The sequence below is a fragment of the Sphingobium sp. B11D3D genome (genome assembly GCF_025961755.1).
GTDB lineage: Bacteria > Pseudomonadota > Alphaproteobacteria > Sphingomonadales > Sphingomonadaceae > Sphingobium.
Map to the genome: position 1 here is coordinate 2891128 of NZ_JAOQOG010000001.1, position 18658 is coordinate 2909785.

Sequence of the window (18658 nt, forward strand, 5' to 3'; positions counted from 1 at the left end):
TCAAGCCCCTGCGTGCCGCCTTTGCGCTGCCAGCACGGTATTCGCCAGCAGGAATGCCGTCGTCAGCGGGCCGACACCATCGGGAACGGCCGAGATCACGGCTGCAACCCCGTCGACAGCGGCAAGATCGACATCGCCCAGAATGCGCCGGCTGCCATCTGCCTGCGTCACGAGATTGATGCCGATATCGATAACCGTGGCGCCCGGCCGCACATGGCGCGCGCCGATCAGCCCCGCCCGGCCGGCCGCGGCGAACACCACGTCCGCCGTCTGGCAGGCTGCCACCAGATCGCGCGTATCGATATGCGCGATCGTCACGGTCACACCGCGCTGGAGCAGCAATTGCGCGAGCGGGCGCCCGACGCTGGCCGAGGCGCCGACGACGGTGGCATTGAGCCCGCGCAGATCGCCCAGCACCTCCTCCGCGAGCAGCACCGCGGCTTGTGGCGTGCAGGGGAACAGGCCCTCCAGCCCCGCCGCTAGCTGGCCGGCGTTAAGCGGAGTCAAGCCATCGACGTCCTTCTGGCTCGAGAGAATTGCAGCGATGTCCGCCATCGCGATGCCGGACGGGAACGGTGTGAGCGGCAGAATACCATCGATCGATTCATCGGCGTTCAACTGGCGCACCAGCGCCTGCATCTGCTCCAATGAGCCATCGGCGGGTCCAGTGACGATCATGGCGTCGACCTCGGCCAGCCCGGCAAACTCCTCGATGCGCGCGGCATATGCGCGGGCAGGCGCCGCCTCCCCCATCATGAGCAGCGCGAGACGCGGAGCGCGACCCAGGCTTGCTTGGGCAAGGGCCGAATTTTGCGCCGTTTGCGCTAGCAGGCGCCGGGCGGCAGCGTGGCCATCGACAATCCGCGTCATCGCGCGGTGGTCCTTGGCGCGTGCCCGGAGCGGTTAAGGGTTCGGCGTCTCACGATCCACCTGCACATCATCGGCTTCTTCCGGCTGGATCGATGCGACCGCCGGACGCGCAGAGAGCTCTGCACGGCCAGAACCCTTACATAAGTAAGCATGTTTTGCAAATAAGCCGGGCCAGTTTCGTTAACCTTTGGTCTCGTTCGACAAGCGGTCCGCCAAACGCATCAAGAAGTCCGCACCGGCGCGCAGCTGGTCGATCTCGATCCACTCGTCCGGTTGGTGGGCCTGGAGGATGGAGCCCGGCCCACACAGCACCGCCGGGATGCCGATCTTCTGATAAAGCCCCGCTTCCGCAACGAAGGCCGCGCCGCTCAGCCCATTATCGCCGGTCAACGACCGCACGAAGGATTCAGCGGCGCTGTCCCGATCCAGCTCCAGCGGCGGCGCGCTGGCCAGTTGGGTGATCACAACCCCGCCCTCCGGCGCACGCTCGCGAATGCGGGCATCCAGCGCCTGCGCCGCGGCCCGAAAGCGCGCTTCATAGCCGTCGGCTTCGGCCTCGCTGGGCGAGCGCAGATCCCAGCGGAAGGTGCACTGGCGCGCGAGGATGTTCGCCGCTGTGCCGCCGTTGACGATGCCGACCGAAAGCGTCGTACCCGGCGGGCTGCATGGATCGTCGGCCCGGATCGCGTCCTGCGCCTGCGCATTCATCTGGCCGATCAGGCTCATCAGCTCGACAGCAGCGGCAATCGCGGAGACCCCCTGATCGCGCTGGCTGCTGTGCGCTTCCCGCCCAGTCACCGTCACGTCGAACACCCGCATGCCCTTGTGGACCGACAATATCTTCATGCTGGTCGGCTCACCGATGATCGCCAGCGCTGGCGCCGGGACGAACGCCGTCATTTGATCGAGCAGATGCGGCGCGCCAAGGCAGCCGACCTCTTCATCATAGGTGATCGCGAGGATCAGCGGGCGCTGCAGGGATTGCACCGCCGGCGTGTCGATCAGCGCGAGCGCCAGCGCGATGAACCCCTTCATGTCCGCCACGCCGCGCCCGTAGAGCCGGCCCTCCCTGCGGGTCACCGTCCAGGGATCGCTGGTCCACGGCTGGCCATCGACCGGCACGACATCGCTATGTCCGCTCAGGACAATCCCGCCCGGCACATCCGGCCCGATCCGCGCGAGCAGATTGGCCTTCCCGCCATCCGCATCCTCTACCAGCCAATAGGGGATGTTTCGCTGGGCGAGCCGCGCGGCGACCCAATCGATGAGGGCGCGATTGGATTTGCTGGACGTCGTGTCGAACGCGACCAGCGTTTCCAGAATTTCGAGAGCGTGATCCAGCATCAGTCCAGCTCGCTAAAGTCAGGGAGGGGGGCATCGATGAAGATGCCGTCGCGCATGACCAGCAGGCCCGCGCCGTGGCGTACGAACAGCTCATTATAGCTCTTCGCCCGGTAGAGAACGAGATCGGCGGGCGCACCGGCGACAATCGCCTGCGCCTGCGAGACCAGCGCGCCGGGCGTGGTGGTGACGCTGCGCGGCCAGTCCCCCACCGGATGATCGAGATGCGCGATCCGCACCGCATCCTGAAAGGATTCGAGCGGATTGAAGTCGCCATAGGGATTGTAGGGATCACGGCAATTGTCGCCGCCGATGCAGATGGGAATGTCGCGCGCGGCCATCTCGTGCAGCAGGGTGACGCCGCGCCAACGGGGCGTGCGGCCCGGCGCGCGCGCCTGCAGATAGAGATTGCAGCCCGGCAGGCTCACCACGGAAAGCCCGGCCCGTGCCATCAGGTCCAGCGTGCGGTCCACCTCTGTCTCGTCCTGCACGGCGAGACTGCAGCAATGGCCGACCATCACCTGCATCCCCCCGCCCCGCCGGTCGGCGAGCGTCGCGACCCGCCGCACGATGTCCGAGGTCGCGTCGTCCGTCTCGTCGGCGTGGAAGTCCAACGCGAGGCCGTATTTGTCTGCCGCGTCGAAGAGCCGCTCAAGGCTGGCATCGACCAGCGGCGAGACATGCGCGAAGCCGCCCAGCACGCCGCCATGACGGCGCACGACATCGAGCACCCGCGCGAACCAGACATCGTCCGCCAGCACATCGGTGGAAATCAGCGGCACGGCCTGCAGGTCGATCCGTCCGGCCCAGGCTGCGCGCACCTCCGAGAAAATCCCCCATCGCTGCTCGATCTGCTCGTTCTGGGAGGCAAGGTGGGTGCGCATCGCGCGCACACCATGGGCATAGGCACAGCGCAGGCCGAAATCCATGCGCCGGCGCATGTCATCGGGCGTCCAGTGGGTTTCGCGGTCGGCGATGATCGCGCTGGCCGCAGAGCCGAACGTCCCGTCGGGATTGGGGGAGCGCGTCCAGATCTGCGTGCTGTCGAGATGCGTGTGCGCTTCCACGAAACAGGGCCAGACCATCATGCGATCCAGCCGGATGTCGCGCCAGGCGCTGGGCGTCTCGGCGAGCGACGGCGCGACAAAGGCGATCCGTCCCTGCTCGATGCCGATGTCCGCCGTGACGATCTCCGCGCCGCCCTCAAAAGCCGTGAAGGTGGCGGGCACATGCACGCCGCGCAGGACGAAGGGCTCGCCCGACGCGAGATCGTGCGGAAGCAAATCCTGAGGCGTCATGGCACTTCCTCCAGCACCGGCAACACCAGCCGGCTTTCGGCCAGGTTCAGACGCAGCGTAATCACGCCCGCTTCCTCCACGCCGGCATCCACCGGTCGCGTGCCGGTTCCGGGATTGATGGGATAGGCGGGGAAAGACGCCGCCGAAACCGCCAGCCGCAGGAGAGCCCCGGCGGGTATTGTCGCGCATGTCGGGCGCAAGCGCACAGTGGCAGAGCCGTCGGATGCGACCGCGAAATGGGCATAGCCTTCCGACAGGTGATGGCTGCGCCCGGCTTCATCAACGATGGTGAGGATGCAGCTCAGGTCGAAACTCGGGCAATCCGCTGCCACCTCCAGCGCAGCGACCGTCTCGCCCGCCAGCGTCACGGGCGCCGCCATCGGCGGGCTGGTGTAGGTGAGCACATCGGGCCGGGCATCCACATCGGTGCGGTCAACCGGTCCCGGCACCGCGCCGAAGGCCCCGCCCGTGGTCGGCACGGCGCGCCAGGGATCGTGCACCAGATAATCCGCCGGCGCCTGCGTCTCGCAATCCGGCGCCAGAACGCCGTCGCGCTCGTCCAGCGCCGCGCGACCGCCGCTGCCGATCTGCCAGCATTGCTGCTCGCCGGGCCATGCCGGAAAATCCCGCCAGGCTTTGCGCCCCATGTCGAACAGTCGCACGGCGCGGGAGGGCGCAATCGCCTCCCCCTCCCCCTTGAGGTGCTGGTCGAACCACGCCCGTTGCAACTGGTCGATCTCTCCGATGGCCGCCTCGCCAAAGTCCTTGCCGCCAAGCCGCCGGCCCCAGGGGAAATGCGTCCACGGCCCCACGACCAGCGCGGCATCTGCACGTCCCGCTTGCTCATAGGCCCGATAGGCCGCCACGGTGCCGGGAAGATGGGTGTCGTACCAGCCGGTCACGAACAGCGCCGGCGGCCCGCTCTGGGTCAGGCGATCCGCATGGGCGGACGGGGATATCCGCGCCCAATAGGGGTCCGCAAAATCCCGGTCGAGCCAGTCGCGGTAGAATGGCACATGACGGGCATGGCGATGCAGAATGTCGGGCCGCGCATGATTGCCATGCCCCAAGGCCAGCGCCCGTGCGGCCTGCGCCAGATCGGCAAAGGCGTCGGCATCCCCGGCATGCTTGGCGTTCTGCGCCGCAAGCTGCACTGCCCAGCCAATATTGGCGGCGAGGCAGAAGGCATCGTTCTCATAGGCCCAGTCCTGCCGCAAATCCCAGCCAACCATCGTCGGGGCGATGGCCCGGAGCGCAGGCGGCAGCGTCGCCGCAGCGAGGAGCTGGGTCACGCCCTGATAGGAGAAGCCGTACATGCCGACCGCGCCGGTCGATCCGGCCAGCCCCGCCGCCCAGTTGATCGCATCCTCGCCGTCCGCGGCCTCCTGCTCGAACAGTGCGAACACGCCCTCAGATGTCCCTCGGCCCCGCACGTCCTGAATCACGACGATATAGCCCTGCGCCGCATACCAGGCCGGATGCGCGAAGCAGACCGTCGTCGCGATCCGCCGCCCATAGGGCTGGCGCATCAGCAGCACGGGGTGATCGCCCGCCGGCGCGGGCCGATACACGTCCGCATCCAGCCGCACGCCGTCACGCGTCGTCATGGAGAGGAGTTCAGGGGGGCGCGTGTCCATCATCATTTTCGATCCAGCATTCCGGTCCGGCGCGGTGCAGCGCCGCGCCTGTCTTAACCCAAAGGCTAATCGCGATGCAGCAACTGCACAATTGCCTAAGTGAGCAAATTATGCATAAAAGATTCTGCCGGCGCCGACCGGCACCAGGAAACATCTGATTTCCAAAGATTTCAGCCCGCCGGTCGTCCGGACAAGGATCAAATGACGAATACGCAAAAGCAAAACCAGATCAGCGATCGGGACGGAGTGGCCGTTTATGTGGCGGCCGCGCCGGAAATCATCGGCTTGCCGGTGCCGGCCGAATATCGCGAGGGCGTCATTAACAATCTTCACCTCATCCTCGTCCAGAGTGCCCCGTTGCTCGCCCTTGAGCTTGATCCCGCGCTGGAAGCCGCGCCGGTGTTCCGGCCATGACCGATTTTGCAGCAATGGGCGCGGCGCAGATCGCCGGCGGGGTGAATGCCGGGACGTTCAGCGCATCGGATGTGGTGCGCGACATGCTGGCACGCATCGAACGGCTCGATCCGCTGATCAACAGCTGCACGGCTGTCTTTTCCGAGTCGGCCCTGGCTGCGGCAGCGGCGCTCGATGCCGCGATTGCGCGCGGCGAGCCCGGCGGCCCCATGGCGGGCGTGCCGATCGTCGTGAAAAACCTGTTCGACATTGCCGGCGAGGTGACGCTCGCCGGCGCCAAGATGCGCCGCGAGGCCCCGCCCGCCAGCGAAGACGCGACCGCCGTAAGGCTGCTGCGCGAGGCCGGCGCGATCATCGTCGCATCGACCAACATGGATGAATTCGCCTACGGCTTCACGACCGAGAATGATTTCTTCGGCCCGACCCGCAATCCCCACGATCTCGGGCGGCTCGCCGGGGGCTCGTCGGGTGGCGCTGCGGCAGCGGTCGCAGCGGGCCTTGCGCATATCGGCATGGGATCGGACACCAACGGGTCGATCCGCGTGCCCGCCTCCTTCTGCGGCCTGTTCGGGCTCAAGCCGACCTATGGCCGCCTGTCGCGTGCGGGCACCTTCCCGTTCGTGTCCAGCCTCGATCATATCGGGCCGATGACCCGCAGCGTGGCCGACCTCGCGCTGGCCTATGACGTGCTGCAAGGGCCGGATCCACGCGATCCCGTTTGCTCGACGGCAGCGCCTGAGCCGGTTCTGGACCGCCTCGGAGAAGACACCGATGCGTTTCGCGTCGGCGTTCTGGGCGGCTGGTTCCGGGGCAATGCCGAGGATGTCGCGCTGGAAGCCGTGGACAAGGTTGCCGACGCCCTGAATGCGGATCGCTATGTCGAGCTCGATGAAGCCGAGATCGCGCGCTATGCGGCCTTCGTCATCACGGCGGCCGAGGGCGGCAATCTGCACATCGATGCCCTGCGCCAGCGCCCGGACCAGTTCGATCCGGCGACGCGCGATCGCCTGTTCGCCGGCGCGCTGCTCCCTTCCACCCTCGTCGTGCAGGCCCAGCGCTTCCGCTACCGATTCCGCGAGGCGGCGCGCCGGGCCTTCGCGCACTATGATGTGCTGCTTGCCCCTGCCACGCCCTGTGCCGCGCTCAAGCTAGGCCAGCAGACCCTCAATCTGGGCGGCAAGGAGATGCTCGCCCGCGCGCATGTGGGCATCTACACCCAGCCGATCAGCTATATCGGCCTGCCCGTGCTGACCGCGCCAGTGATGACCAGCGGCCCCATGCCAGTCGGCGTCCAGATCATCGCCGCGCCCTGGGCCGAGGCCAAGATCTTCCAGATCGCCGCGCGGCTGGAAGCAGCCGGCGTGGCCGTCTCCAGCGTGGCACATTGCGCGCCGGTGTCGGAAAACGCCTGAAGCTCAGGCCTGGGTATCAGGGGCTGAGCCTCAGGGCTAATCTTCAAGGCGTTGGCGGCTGCTCCACCCGGGGCGGCCAGGGTGTGAGGAACGGCGCGTCCTCGCCATAAGTGAGCTTGCCCTCGGCCTGGAGAAGGCGCACGCGCCCATCCAGATACTCCTTGATGATCGCGATGCGCCCCTCGCGCACCGTGGCGATCCACACGTCGTTGACGACCTGCTTTTCGCCATTCTGGGTGACGCGGAACTGGACTTCCGCCGCCACGCGACCATTGCGCACATCGATATAGAAGGCGTCGGCGGGGAAGTAGATGCTGCGGTCGGTCGCGACCTTGCAGAAGCCCTCGAGGTCAGCGAGCGCGGCATCGCGACCGATCAGGCGGCGGCCGGGATAGGAGAAATCGACGTCGTCCGTCAGAATGCGGCGCATGAGGTCCGCATCGCAATCCGCCCAGACATGGGCGAGATCGAGGATCAGGCGCTGATATTGCGCGCGCGTCGTGCCGCGCGCCTCCATCTTGCCCGTGTAGATGACGCTGGGCTTGGCCCGAGCCGCCTGCTCGGTCATGGCCGGCATCGGGGACAGGACCGCGCAGGCGGCCGCGATACAGACCCAGCGGCTGCGCGATGCTCGGACGATCCTCATGCCTTGGTTCCCTTGCCGGTGTTTTGGCCCGCCCCATGTGCAGGCGTCTTGCCCCAAAAGTAAATCGCCGTGGTGTCGGCTTGCACTGACACCACGGCGATTGAGCGATCGGATGCGACCCGAGGCTCTAGCTGCCGAAGCGATAGGAAATGCTGCCGCCAATCCAGCGCGGACGGCCCCATACTTCGGTCGCCATGCCGAGGAATGCGAGGTCAAACGCGGCGGTGCGATAGCGCTTGTCCGTCACATTCTCGGCAAAGACAGCGAGGGTGAGCGAGTCGCTTGCATCGGTCCAGGAGAGGCGGACGTTTGACAAGGCGTAGGCTGCCTCACGCTGGCTGGGACTGTTGAAGGCGTCGAAATACTGCACGCCCTTATAGGCGATGTCGCCCTGCAGACCGAGCGTGCCGCCAAGCACGTTCGGCACGCGATAATTGGCCGTAAGGTTCCACGACCATTTGGGGGCCAGCGGCATCCGCCGATCGACCACCGGGCCGTTATTGGCGAGGCCGGGCAGCTGCACGTCGAGCAGCTTGGCATCCAGATAGGTCAGCGATCCACGCAGGCGCAGATTCTGCACCGGCTCTGCCGCGAACTCGGCTTCGGCACCGGTGATCTCGGCATCGCGGTTGAATGTGGTCGAGGAGAGCGACACGCCATCGAACTGGTAGGCTTGGCTGTCCTTATACTGGTAATGGAACACCGCGCCGCTGATGCTGTAGCGATTGTCGTAGGTGGCGAACTTGGCGCCGGCTTCATAGCTGGTCAGCCGTTCCGGGCGGACCGAGATGGCCGAGAGCGGAAGCGACGTGTAACCGACGTTGAAGGTGCCCGCCTTGAACGAGCGCGCCATGCCCGCATAGAAGAGCTGCCCGCGCTGCGGTTCCCAGCTCAGCCGCGCCGTGAAGCTCGTGCTGTCATCGTTCCGCTTGGCGAGATCACCCACCGTGGTGGTGTTGAACACCGGCCCGGTGTCCGTGTTGTTGAGGTCGTATTCCTTGTCTTCCTCGGTGTAGCGCACGCCGCCGGTCGCCGTGAGGGTCGAGGTCAGCGCATAGTCGACATTGCCGAAGATCGCCCAGCTCTCGCTGTCCAGATCATAATAGACCGGACGGCGCGGCCCGGCGGCGGCCGAGGTGGTGCGGCGCTGATAGCCGTTCACATTATAGTCGAAATAATAAAGGCCGGTGACCCAGGTGAGCGGCCCGTTCACGCCCGCCAGACGCAGCTCCTGCGAGAACTGCTCGGCGCGCGGGTGAACTTCGGTCGAGCGTGCACCGGGCGTTGAGTCGCTGTCGAACGCCGCGTCCTTCTTGCCCTTCTCGAAGCCGGTGATGGAGGTCAACTCGGCAAAGCCGAGGTCCGCCTTGATCTTGCCGATGGCGGTGAACTGCTCCGAGCGCATATAGGCATCGAAGTTGGTGTTCGTCTCCAGCGGCTTGCTGTCGCCATAGCCGAAGGAGTCGACGCCGCCCGGATTGCGAGTGGAGAGGCCCGTCACCGGGTCTTGCGTCACGGCAATGTGGGTGAACATGTTACCCGCTTCATTGTCGTTCTTGTAATATTGCACGAACAGCTCGGCGCTCAGATTGTCCGCGAACTGGTTCGACAATTGGCCGCGAATGGCGCTGGCGTTGAGCGCGTTGCCGTCTTCCCCGCCGGGGAAATTGTTCTTGATGTAGCCATCATAGCGGTGGCGGAACACGCTGACGCGGCCCAGCAGATTGCCGAACAGCCGGCCGCTGATCGCAGCCTCGGCCTGAACGCGATTGCGCTCGGCGAAGGTGACGGACACATGCCCCTCGAGCTGCTCGGTCGGCGCGGCGGCAATGAAGTGGATAAGGCCGCCGGTCGCGTTGCGGCCATAAAGCGTGCCCTGCGGACCGCGCAGCACCTCGATGCGGCTGATGTCGAACATCTGGGAATCGAGACCCATCAGGTTCGCCTTGTAGAACTCGTTCACATAGACGGCGGACGGGCTCTCATTGGTGTCGGCAAAGTCGCGCATGGCGACGCCGCGCAGCGAGATGAAGGGGAAGTCGCCGTCGCCCGAGTTCTGGCCGATAGAAAGGCCGGGCACCAAGCGGGCGAGATCGAGCGTGCTCGACGCGCCGGATTCAGCGGCCTGCGCACCGGACACGACGCTGAGGCTGATCGGCACTTCGGTGACACGCTGCTCACGATGCTGGGCGGTGACGATGATGTCGCCACCTTCGGCCGTGTCTGCGGCATCGGCAGCCATCAGCGGCGCGCTCGTCGAAGCCAGAAGAAGGGCGAGAAACGCTTTGTGGGACATCGTCAAAGATGCCTCGGGCTTGCGTGCAAACAACATTGTGGGCTTCCTCCAGATAAACCTGTCATGCCCGCAGGCCAGAGCTCACATCGGTTACCGCCTCGAGCCCACGCGCAGCGTGAGCGATGTTTATCCTGTTGAGCCCTCCCCGTTCGGCGTTGGTATGTATGCAGAGCGTGCTTACTTATGTAAAGGGGGTCGTGACGATTTTTTGACAGAGGCTCAAATGTGCTCTGCCTGCGTGGATCAATCCATAAACGGTAGTTTCCCGCCGGCCACGCGACAGCGGCAAGGCTGCCCTCAACACAGGCGAGCGAAAGATAATCAAATCAATGTCAGCGGAGTAAAGCCTGCCCAGCGCCGATTTGCTAAAATGAGAGGGGCCTGCGCTTTACGTGCTCATGCCGATGCCGGTGTGACGAGGGCGGGCACATTCGATGCACGACGGGGCACGCTTACGACATCATACGTCCAGAACAAGTTCAAACGTGCCAGTTATGTCCATCTCCAATCGCAGTTGGGAAATGCCGAGCACCAAAATGCACTGATCTGATAGCGAGACATACTGACCCATCATCTTGCCGTCTCGGTAGTACATCGCAGCTTTAATGAAAATGTTTCCTTCTAAATTTGAATCCGTTACTGTTGATCCACCGAAAAGATGAGGCAAAGCTGTACCTTGTGAAACCGAAAAGTCCTTTAATGATTCGAAAATCGTTGGACTATTCGGATCAATCGATATAAATTCATCTGCAGTTGTGAACGTGACTTCATTAATCCCGATTATCGCCATAGCTTGATCGTTATGGACTGTCGCTCCCGAGAAATTGGCATGAGCCAGAATGCGACCATCTAATCCGCGCTCCGCGTATCCTCCCGAAACGCGGAGTTCAAAGGCGGTCTTCATGAGTTCGAGCTGTTGATCCATGAGCGAAAAGCTAGGAACGGCTTGCCGGATCAAATCAGTGCAGTCCTGTCCGTTCATCAGAACTCGATACTCGTAGCTCGCCATGAAATAACGGCCGGATCGTATGGCTGCTTTGGAGCCGAGCCCTTCACAGATTCTCAGTTTTTTATCGTACTCAATTCGACAATTATTACGGAGACGTTCTGGCGAAAGGATATTTTCTAATTCATGAAATCTCTCATTTATTTCCTCGATAGGAATAAACGAGATGGGACCGAAGCCCGGCCCCGAGAGTGTCTCATACACGGAAATAGCTATTCCATTGCAAAGGACGAAATAATTCGCGCCTACTTGTGCATGAGCAGCGTAAGAATGCGCCTGTTCGATGTCTCGAAGCGAAATTTGAACGCTACCCGCTTTTGCTTCGACGATGAAGCTGCCCCGAGCGCCCTTTATCCCCGCACGATAGTCTGGATAACCCAGCGGCTGGTCCTTCTTAGACCGCCGTCCAATATGGATATAAGGATATTCTAATTTCTCTTCTAAATTTAGATAAACATTACCCGTGTCCGGATAACCTAGTTCCCGTAGGATCGGGTCGACGATATAAAATCGGACTTCGGCCTCATTGTAGTCAAGCGCTGCCCGAATGACAGTGTTGGCGATGATTTGCATTACGGCTCCCCCTTTTTGCCAGCATGCGAACGACCCCTCCGATTTTCAGTTTCAATAATGTGCCCCCCGCATCTCAGCCCCTACCCCCGCCCCGCCTTCACCATATCCGCGATCCGCACGAACTTCTCGCGCGGGGCGCCCAAGCGGGCTTGGGCGATTTCGGCTTCGTCGATCTTCTGCCAGTCGCGGAAGGTGACGATCTCCAGCCCGCGCTCGGCGATCAGCGCATCCAGGCCAGCCCGGCCCTGCTTGCCGGCGGCGGCGGGCTGGTCGGCAGCGATGGCTTCGGCGATCAGGAAGCCGTCGGGCTTGTTGGTGCCGATGGTGCCGCTCGGCCCCCGCCGCGCCCAGCCGACGCAATAGAGGCCCGGGCGAATGCGGCCCTCCTCATTGGCGAAGCGGCCGCGCGCCTCGTCATAGGGCACGTCGGGAATGGGCGGCGTGCGATAGCCGATGCAGCTGATGATGAGATCGGCCGGCATGGTCACGCGCTCGCCGGTACCGATGCTCTGCTGCTGCGCATCGAGCCGGGTCCGCTCCAGCACCAGCCGCTCGACGCGCCCCTCCCCCTCCACACGCTCGGAAACGACGAAGAAATCGAACCGGATCGCCACCACCTTCTCGGGCGATGGCTCGGCGAACTGGCGGAGCAGCGCCAGCGACTTGCGCTGCCCCGGCTCCAGCGCCTCATCCACCGACGTGGGCGGCAGATCGGCGGGGTCGACATGGACGGAGGCGCGCTCCAGCCGGCCGAGTTCGCCCAGCTCCTTGGGCGTCATCGCGATCTGCGCCGGGCCGCGCCGACCCAAGATGGTGATCGAGCGGGGCTGCGCCTTTTTTAGAATGTCATAGGCATGAGCGACGACATCGCTCTCCTCAAGCTCGCGCGTGGTCTTGGCGAGGATGCGGGCGCAATCCAGCGCGACATTGCCATTGCCAATGATGACCACATCCCGCTCGTCGATCCGCGGTGCGAGATCGGCATGATCGGGATGGCCATTATACCAGCCGACGAAAGCGGCACTGCCGATGACGCCGGGCAGATCGTCGCCGGGCACGCCCAGCGGGCGATCCGACGGCGCGCCGGTGGCGAGGATCACGGCATCGTAAAGGCCCTGAAGTTCCGGGATCGACACGTCGCGCCCGATGACGAGATTGCCGACGAAGCGCACCGTGTCGGTCAAGGCCACGGCTTCATAGCGGCGGGATACGGCCTTGATGGACTGGTGATCCGGCGCGACACCGGTGCGGACAAGGCCGAAGGGAACAGGCAGCCGGTCAATGATGTCGATCGCCACACCCTCGCCGAACTGCTTCTGGCAGGCTTCCGCGGTATAATAGCCGGCAGGGCCAGACCCGATGATGGCGATATGACGCATGGAACGGCCTCTCCAGAAAATGTGTCTTGCGCAGGGCAGCCTAGCCGAGGCTGCGCGCGAGGCAAGGGCCGTGCGCATGAGGACGACGCCCGTGGAGAGATAGGCGCGCCCAAACGAAAAGGGCGGACCATCTGGCCCGCCCTTTCAGATCGATTTACAGAGGCCGCTCAGCGTGCAGCGGGCGCTGCTGCCGAGGCATTGGCGGGCAGACCGCCGAGCTGGGTCACCAGCTTGGTATAGGCATCCAGATAGGCCAGCACGATGACCTGGCCGATATCCGTGTTCTGGTAGCCGCCGCCGGCCGCGCCGGCAAAACCGCCCCACCAGCCCGCGCCGCCGCCGGCACCGAAGCTCAGATCCGACTTGCGCGAATAGCCCTCGGTCATCGCTTCCTCGACCGTGGTGCGCGCGTTCACGATGGAGAGCGTCACATTGGCTTCGCTCTTCTTGATGTTGATGCCGCCGGCCAGCGCGCCGAACGTGCTGCGGCCAAGGAAGCCGCCCAGCATGCCGCCCAGAGCGTTGCCGCCGCTATTCTTGTTGGAGGTCACGATGTCCGGCTGGAGGAAATAGTCCGCCGCCTTCACCTGACCGCGCCCGATGTTGCTGCCGGCCTGCAGCTCACCCTGATCGGCCAGGGCGCGCTCCATCGCGCGGTTCTGCATCGAGCGCCCGCGGTTAACGAGCGTGAAGCAGCCGGACTGCTGGATGAAGATGCGCAGGATCGCTTCGGGGCTGCCGAGGCTCAGCTCGCGCCACCACTGCGTGTCCGGCTCGACGATGGCGACGGTGCCCAGATTCTTGGTGCAACGCGGGATGTCGCGCGTGCCCTTTTCCTGCGCCTTGCGGCCCGAGGATTGCGCCATGGCCGGCTGCACCACCAGGCCGATCGCGGACAGCGCCAGCGCCAGTTTGATCGATAGTTTCATGTGTTACCTCACCCACAAGGATTATGCAGTCGACGCCCCTGCCGAACCACAAGGCCCGCTGTTTATCACAGCAAAATGCCGGCACAAGGTTAACGACTGCACGGCGGCGGCGCATGACAGGCGGCGCTCCTCATGTCTTGTATGAAATGGTCGCGGCGGGCCCTCTTTCAGAAGGCTTTGCCGGAACCCTTCCGCCTGCTATCGGCGCGCAATGACTGACCTCGCCCACATCCGTAACTTTTCCATCATCGCGCATATCGACCATGGCAAGTCGACCCTTGCCGACCGCTTGATCCAGCGCACCGGCGGACTCTCGGATCGCGAGATGACCGCGCAGGTGCTCGATAACATGGATATCGAGAAGGAACGCGGCATCACCATCAAGGCCCAGACCGTGCGCCTTGATTACACCGCGAGCGACGGCAAGACCTATGAGCTCAACCTCATGGACACGCCGGGCCATGTCGACTTCGCCTATGAAGTCTCGCGCAGCCTCGCCGCATGCGAAGGCGCGCTGCTGGTCGTGGATGCCGCGCAGGGCGTGGAAGCGCAGACGCTGGCCAATGTGTACCAGAGCATCGAGCATGACCATGAGATCGTGCCGGTCATCAACAAGATCGATCTGCCCGCCGCCGAGCCGGAGAAGGTGAAGGCGGAGATCGAGGATGTGATCGGCATCGACGCCAGTGAGGCCGTGCTCGCCTCCGCCAAGGCCGGCATCGGCATTGACGAGATTCTGGAAGCGATCGTCAAGAAAATCCCCGCGCCCAGTGGCGACCGGGACAAGCCGCTGGAAGCGATGCTGGTCGACAGCTGGTACGACCCCTATCTCGGCGTCGTCATCCTTGTGCGCGTCATCAACGGCGTGCTCAAGAAGGGCCAGAACATCAAGTTCATGATCGGCGGCACGGAGCATCTGGTCGACCGCGTCGGCTGCTTCCGCCCCAAGATCGAGACGCTGCCCGAGCTTGGCCCGGGCGAGATCGGCTTCATCACCGCGCAGATCAAGGAAATCACCCAGACCCGCGTGGGCGACACCATCACCACCGTGAAGAACGGCGCGACCACGCCCCTGCCCGGCTTCAAGGAAGTGCAGCCGGTGGTGTTCTGCGGGCTCTTCCCGGTCGATGCGGCGGACTTCGAGAAGCTGCGCGAAAGCATCGCCAAGCTGCGGCTCAATGACGCCAGCTTCTCCTTCGAGATGGAGAGCAGCGCGGCGCTGGGCTTCGGCTTCCGCGCCGGGTTCCTCGGCCTGCTGCACCTCGAGATCATCCAGGAGCGGCTGACCCGCGAATATGACCTCGACCTCATCACCACCGCGCCCTCGGTCGTCTATCGCATCCAGCTGCGCAAATCGAAGACCGAGGATGCGCGCGAGATCCTGCTGCACAATCCGGCGGACTATCCCGACCCCAGCCGCATCGAACGGATCGACGAGCCGTGGATCAAGGCGACGATCTACACGCCGGACGAATATCTGGGCAGCATCCTCAAGCTCTGTCAGGACCGGCGCGGTATCCAGACCGGCCTCACTTATGTGGGCGGCCGCGCGCAGGTGAGCTACGAACTGCCGCTCAACGAAGTGGTGTTCGACTTCTACGATCGCCTCAAGTCAATCAGCCGGGGCTATGCCAGCTTCGACTATGAGCAGATCGGCCTGCGCGAAGGCGACCTCGTGAAGATGAGCATCCTCGTCAACAACGAGCCGGTCGACGCGCTCTCCATGATCGTCCATCGCGGCGTGGCCGAGGAGCGCGGCCGCCACATGTGCGAGCGGCTGAAGGACCTCATCCCCCGCCACCTCTTCAAGATCCCCATTCAGGCGGCGATCGGCGGCAAGGTGATCGCGCGCGAGACCATCGCCGCGATGCGCAAGGACGTGACCGCCAAATGCTATGGCGGCGACATCACCCGGAAGAAGAAGCTGCTGGAGAAGCAGAAGAAGGGCAAGGCGCGGATGCGCGAATATGGCTCTGTGCAGATTCCGCAGGAAGCCTTCATCGCCGCGCTCAAAATGGGGGACGACAGTTGAGCGAGCAGACTAACGACGAGGATTATGTGTTCGATGAAGCCAGCGGCGAGTGGCTGCCGGCTTCCGAACTGGCCGCCAAGCAGGGCGCGGCCGATGCGGTGGACGTGCGCGACGCGGTCGGCAATGTGCTGGCCGATGGCGATCAGGTCACTCTGATCAAGGATCTGACCGTGAAGGGCGCGGGGCAGACGCTCAAGCGCGGGACGCTGATCAAATCGATCCGCCTCACCGGTGACCCGCAGGAAATCGACTGCCGCTATGAGGGCATCAAGGGGCTGGTGCTGCGCGCTGAGTTCGTGAAGAAGCGGTGAGCGTGGCACCGGGCCGCCCATCGCAAAGGAGTGCAGCCTGATGGCCAAGACTGACGCCGGCGGACGCTTCGAGCGGCATCGCCAGCCGTGGACCGCCGCCGAGATCGACAAGCTGCACACGCTGGCGAAGAAGGGCATGGCGCTGAAAGCCATCGCTAAAGCGCTCACCCGCAGCGAGGAATCGGTGAAGGACCGCGCCAAGGCGGACGGGCTGACGATCGCGAAACTGCGTTAAGGCGCGGCCCCTAATCCCTTAGCAGCAAATGGCGCCCGTCCGAGCGAGCGTCCGGCAACCTTCGGGGCGCACAAGCGTCTCATCAGGGCCAGCTCCCAAGCGAGATGGAAGTGGCACATCGCCGTTGTGGACATGGTGCGTCCGCGGCGGTCGCGTGCCCCTGTGCGAGACCATGCTGGAGGATGTCCCCATGCCCATTTCCCATACGCCCCTGATAGAGCGCATTGCGCGCGTGCTCGCCGGACTGCGGCTGAGCGAGAATGCTGATGGCACCGAGCCGAGCGCCAGCCGGTCTGTGGACCTGGAATGGGAAGATTGCGTTGAGGACGCACGCGCGGTGCTCCGCACGATGCGCGAGCCGGACGCCGCAATGGCCAGCGCAGGCAATGAAGAGATTTGGGAAGCGATGATCGCGGCCGCATTATCGGGCGAAGCGAGCGGTACCGGTGTAAGCCAAGCCAACCCGGATGAGACCAATCCGCTTGCTCCCCCGATCAATCTCAACGCGGGCAGCTGAAGTCTCGGCGCGCTCGCGGCCTAGCTTTCGGGCAGCTGGTTGGTTCGGTTCAGCCGGTCGATCACTTCATCGAGCGGCTCGACGACCGTCACGCTACGGCCTTCGCCAAAGCGAATGCGCGTGCCCTCGCCGACATTGGAGATGAACGAAATCTGCGTGGCATTGACGGCGATGGGGGCGCGGTCCGGGCTGGTGAACTTGACGAACATGGGCACGCTCTCCTGCTTATGATTGGGGACAGCCTAAGCGCATTCTCGCGCCACGCAATTGCTCGTCGCGCGAAGGTGGAAAATATCTGGCAGGCTGCGGCCTCCCCCGGCCTTATCGGCCCGACAGGCTGTTGCTGATGCCGAAGAAAAGCTCGGAGAGATTGATGCCGAGCGACAGGAACGCCATGACGCAGGCCAGCGACACCAGCGCCGCGATCAGCCCATATTCCACTGCCGTCGCGCCCCGCTCATTTGCGCGCAGCCGAGCAAAGGGCGTCAGGTCACGGTCAACAGCAGGTGATGTCTGGCGCGGCATGGGGCACTCCTCACATTTGTCGGTTCAACGTCGCCGCAAATGGTGGAGAGGTGGTAAAGAGAAGGCGCCAGATGACATTGGACTAAAAGGGCGGAAGGCCCGTCAGCCCAAACCGAGTGAAGCCACGGCAATCAATGCCGCGATACCGGTGAGGCTGGTTACCAGCCCAAGTTCCAAAGCCTTTGCTCCGCGCTCGGTGCGGAGAATCCGCATAATCATGTCATCCTCCAATGACATAACCCATAGCACCCACTGGCTTTACGGGCGCTTAACGGCACCGCTGGAAGACCACCGATCCGCGCAAAAAGCCGTTCGCGCCGGCCGCGCAGAGGCGATTCCTCCGCCCAAGTCTCAGTCCGCCAATTGACGTGGCGACAGACTCACGGCAGGAGCAAGCATGGCCGACATGACCGATCCCGTTTCCGCCGACCCGCTCGCCCAGCCCGCATCGTTCAAGCGCCGGGGGATGCTTTTCGTGCTGTCCTCCCCGTCCGGTGCCGGCAAATCCACCATCTCGCGCAAGCTGCTGGCGCATGATCCGGGCCTGACCATGTCCGTCTCCGCCACCACCCGGCCGATGCGGCCCGGCGAAGTCAACGGCAAGGACTATCATTTCGTCGATCTGGAACGGTTCCGCTCCATGGTGACGGACAATCAGTTCCTCGAATGGGCGCATGTGTTCGATCATCGCTACGGCACGCCGCGCGCGCCGGTGGAAGGGATGCTGGAAGCCGGGCACGACGTGCTGTTCGATATCGACTGGCAGGGCGCCCAGCAGCTCCACCAGCTGGCCGGCGGCGACGTGGTCCGCGTGTTCATCCTGCCCCCCTCGATGATCGAGCTGGAAGCGCGGCTGCGCGGACGCGGCACGGACAGCAACGACGTGATCGAGCGGCGCATGGCGCGCGCGCACAGCGAAATCGCGCACTGGGACGGCTATGATTATGTGCTCGTCAATGACGATGCCGAAGCTTGTTTCGCCAAGGTGCTCACGATCCTGCAGGCCGAACGGCTCAAGCGCCACCGGCAGACCGGTATCATCGGCTTCATCCGCAAGCTCGATCGCGAGGAAATCTAGCCCTCAGCCCGGCCCGCAGGGGCCATCGGCCCGGCCACGCAAAACTTTGCAAGCCAGATGCCCTCCATATCTGTATGGGGGGCGCATAAGGCGGACCACCAAACAGGATGACGCGCGCAGATGAGGCCTTTGAAACAGGCTTTGCGGCGAGGATGGTCC

18 protein-coding genes are annotated in these 18658 nt (G+C 64.1%); 7 read left to right on the plus strand and 11 right to left on the minus strand.

Annotated features, from left to right (window positions below; all coding sequences use genetic code 11):
- From M2334_RS13695 to M2334_RS13710, 4 genes are all read right to left on the minus strand, one after another.
- Positions 1–870 (minus strand): bifunctional 5,10-methylenetetrahydrofolate dehydrogenase/5,10-methenyltetrahydrofolate cyclohydrolase, encoded by an 870-nt coding sequence (locus M2334_RS13695; RefSeq protein ID WP_264605706.1) that lies wholly within the window; start codon positions 868–870, stop codon positions 1–3.
- 180 nt (positions 871–1050) lie between these two features.
- A complete protein-coding gene (argE, locus tag M2334_RS13700; protein WP_264574549.1) occupies positions 1051–2214 on the minus strand; it encodes an acetylornithine deacetylase in 1164 nt (387 codons plus the stop codon).
- Positions 2214–3509, minus strand: coding sequence for a cytosine deaminase (locus tag M2334_RS13705; protein ID WP_264574548.1), 1296 nt, complete (start codon positions 3507–3509; stop codon positions 2214–2216). Before M2334_RS13705 ends, argE begins: the two co-directional genes overlap by 1 nt.
- Positions 3506–5116, minus strand: a complete 1611-nt coding sequence (locus M2334_RS13710; protein WP_264595051.1) for a CocE/NonD family hydrolase — start codon at positions 5114–5116, stop codon at positions 3506–3508. Before M2334_RS13710 ends, M2334_RS13705 begins: the two co-directional genes overlap by 4 nt.
- Positions 5117–5347: 231 nt before the next feature.
- Here M2334_RS13710 and M2334_RS13715 point away from each other — a divergent pair, with 231 nt between their 5' ends.
- Positions 5348–5560: a DUF4089 domain-containing protein gene (locus M2334_RS13715; protein WP_264572156.1), complete on the plus strand. Its 213-nt coding sequence runs from the start codon at positions 5348–5350 to the stop codon at positions 5558–5560.
- A complete protein-coding gene (locus M2334_RS13720) occupies positions 5557–6972 on the plus strand; it encodes an AtzE family amidohydrolase (protein WP_264595052.1) in 1416 nt (471 codons plus the stop codon). The genes M2334_RS13715 and M2334_RS13720 overlap by 4 nt, the downstream gene beginning before the upstream one ends.
- 43 nt (positions 6973–7015) lie before the next feature.
- Here M2334_RS13720 and M2334_RS13725 read toward each other — a convergent pair whose 3' ends face one another.
- The 5 genes from M2334_RS13725 to M2334_RS13745 form a co-directional block, all read right to left on the minus strand.
- On the minus strand, positions 7016–7618 hold the full coding sequence (locus M2334_RS13725) for a nuclear transport factor 2 family protein (protein ID WP_264605707.1): 603 nt from the start codon (positions 7616–7618) through the stop codon (positions 7016–7018).
- 127 nt (positions 7619–7745) lie between these two features.
- Positions 7746–9914, minus strand: a complete 2169-nt coding sequence (locus M2334_RS13730) for a TonB-dependent receptor (RefSeq protein WP_264605708.1) — start codon at positions 9912–9914, stop codon at positions 7746–7748.
- A gap of 460 nt (positions 9915–10374) precedes the next feature.
- Positions 10375–11493: a type I restriction enzyme HsdR N-terminal domain-containing protein gene (locus tag M2334_RS13735; protein ID WP_264605709.1), complete on the minus strand. Its 1119-nt coding sequence runs from the start codon at positions 11491–11493 to the stop codon at positions 10375–10377.
- An 80-nt stretch (positions 11494–11573) separates the two neighbouring features.
- Positions 11574–12872: an FAD-dependent oxidoreductase gene (locus M2334_RS13740; RefSeq protein WP_264605710.1), complete on the minus strand. Its 1299-nt coding sequence runs from the start codon at positions 12870–12872 to the stop codon at positions 11574–11576.
- A gap of 167 nt (positions 12873–13039) precedes the next feature.
- Positions 13040–13801, minus strand: coding sequence for a CsgG/HfaB family protein (locus M2334_RS13745; protein WP_264605711.1), 762 nt, complete (start codon positions 13799–13801; stop codon positions 13040–13042).
- Positions 13802–14012: 211 nt separating this feature from the next.
- On the opposite strand from M2334_RS13745, the gene lepA reads away from it, so the two are divergent.
- From lepA to M2334_RS13765, 4 genes are all read left to right on the plus strand, one after another.
- Positions 14013–15833 (plus strand): translation elongation factor 4, encoded by a 1821-nt coding sequence (gene lepA / locus M2334_RS13750; protein WP_264605712.1) that lies wholly within the window; start codon positions 14013–14015, stop codon positions 15831–15833.
- Positions 15830–16144, plus strand: a complete 315-nt coding sequence (locus M2334_RS13755) for an alkylphosphonate utilization protein (RefSeq protein ID WP_264605713.1) — start codon at positions 15830–15832, stop codon at positions 16142–16144. Before lepA ends, M2334_RS13755 begins: the two co-directional genes overlap by 4 nt.
- A gap of 40 nt (positions 16145–16184) precedes the next feature.
- A complete protein-coding gene (locus tag M2334_RS13760) occupies positions 16185–16379 on the plus strand; it encodes a hypothetical protein (protein WP_181558813.1) in 195 nt (64 codons plus the stop codon).
- A gap of 190 nt (positions 16380–16569) precedes the next feature.
- Positions 16570–16896: a hypothetical protein gene (locus M2334_RS13765; RefSeq protein WP_264572147.1), complete on the plus strand. Its 327-nt coding sequence runs from the start codon at positions 16570–16572 to the stop codon at positions 16894–16896.
- 20 nt (positions 16897–16916) lie between these two features.
- Here the strand turns inward: M2334_RS13765 and M2334_RS13770 are convergent, their stop codons facing one another.
- Entirely contained in the window at positions 16917–17105 is a 189-nt protein-coding gene (locus M2334_RS13770; protein ID WP_264605714.1) for a flagellar FlbD family protein, read from the minus strand.
- Between the two features lie 112 nt (positions 17106–17217).
- Positions 17218–17421 carry a Flp family type IVb pilin gene (locus tag M2334_RS13775; RefSeq protein WP_264578257.1) on the minus strand — a complete coding sequence of 68 codons (204 nt, stop codon included), beginning with the start codon at positions 17419–17421 and terminating at the stop codon, positions 17218–17220.
- Positions 17422–17818: 397 nt separating this feature from the next.
- Here M2334_RS13775 and gmk point away from each other — a divergent pair, with 397 nt between their 5' ends.
- Positions 17819–18499 carry a guanylate kinase gene (gmk, locus tag M2334_RS13780; protein WP_264595056.1) on the plus strand — a complete coding sequence of 227 codons (681 nt, stop codon included), beginning with the start codon at positions 17819–17821 and terminating at the stop codon, positions 18497–18499.
- Positions 18500–18658: the final 159 nt, after the last annotated feature.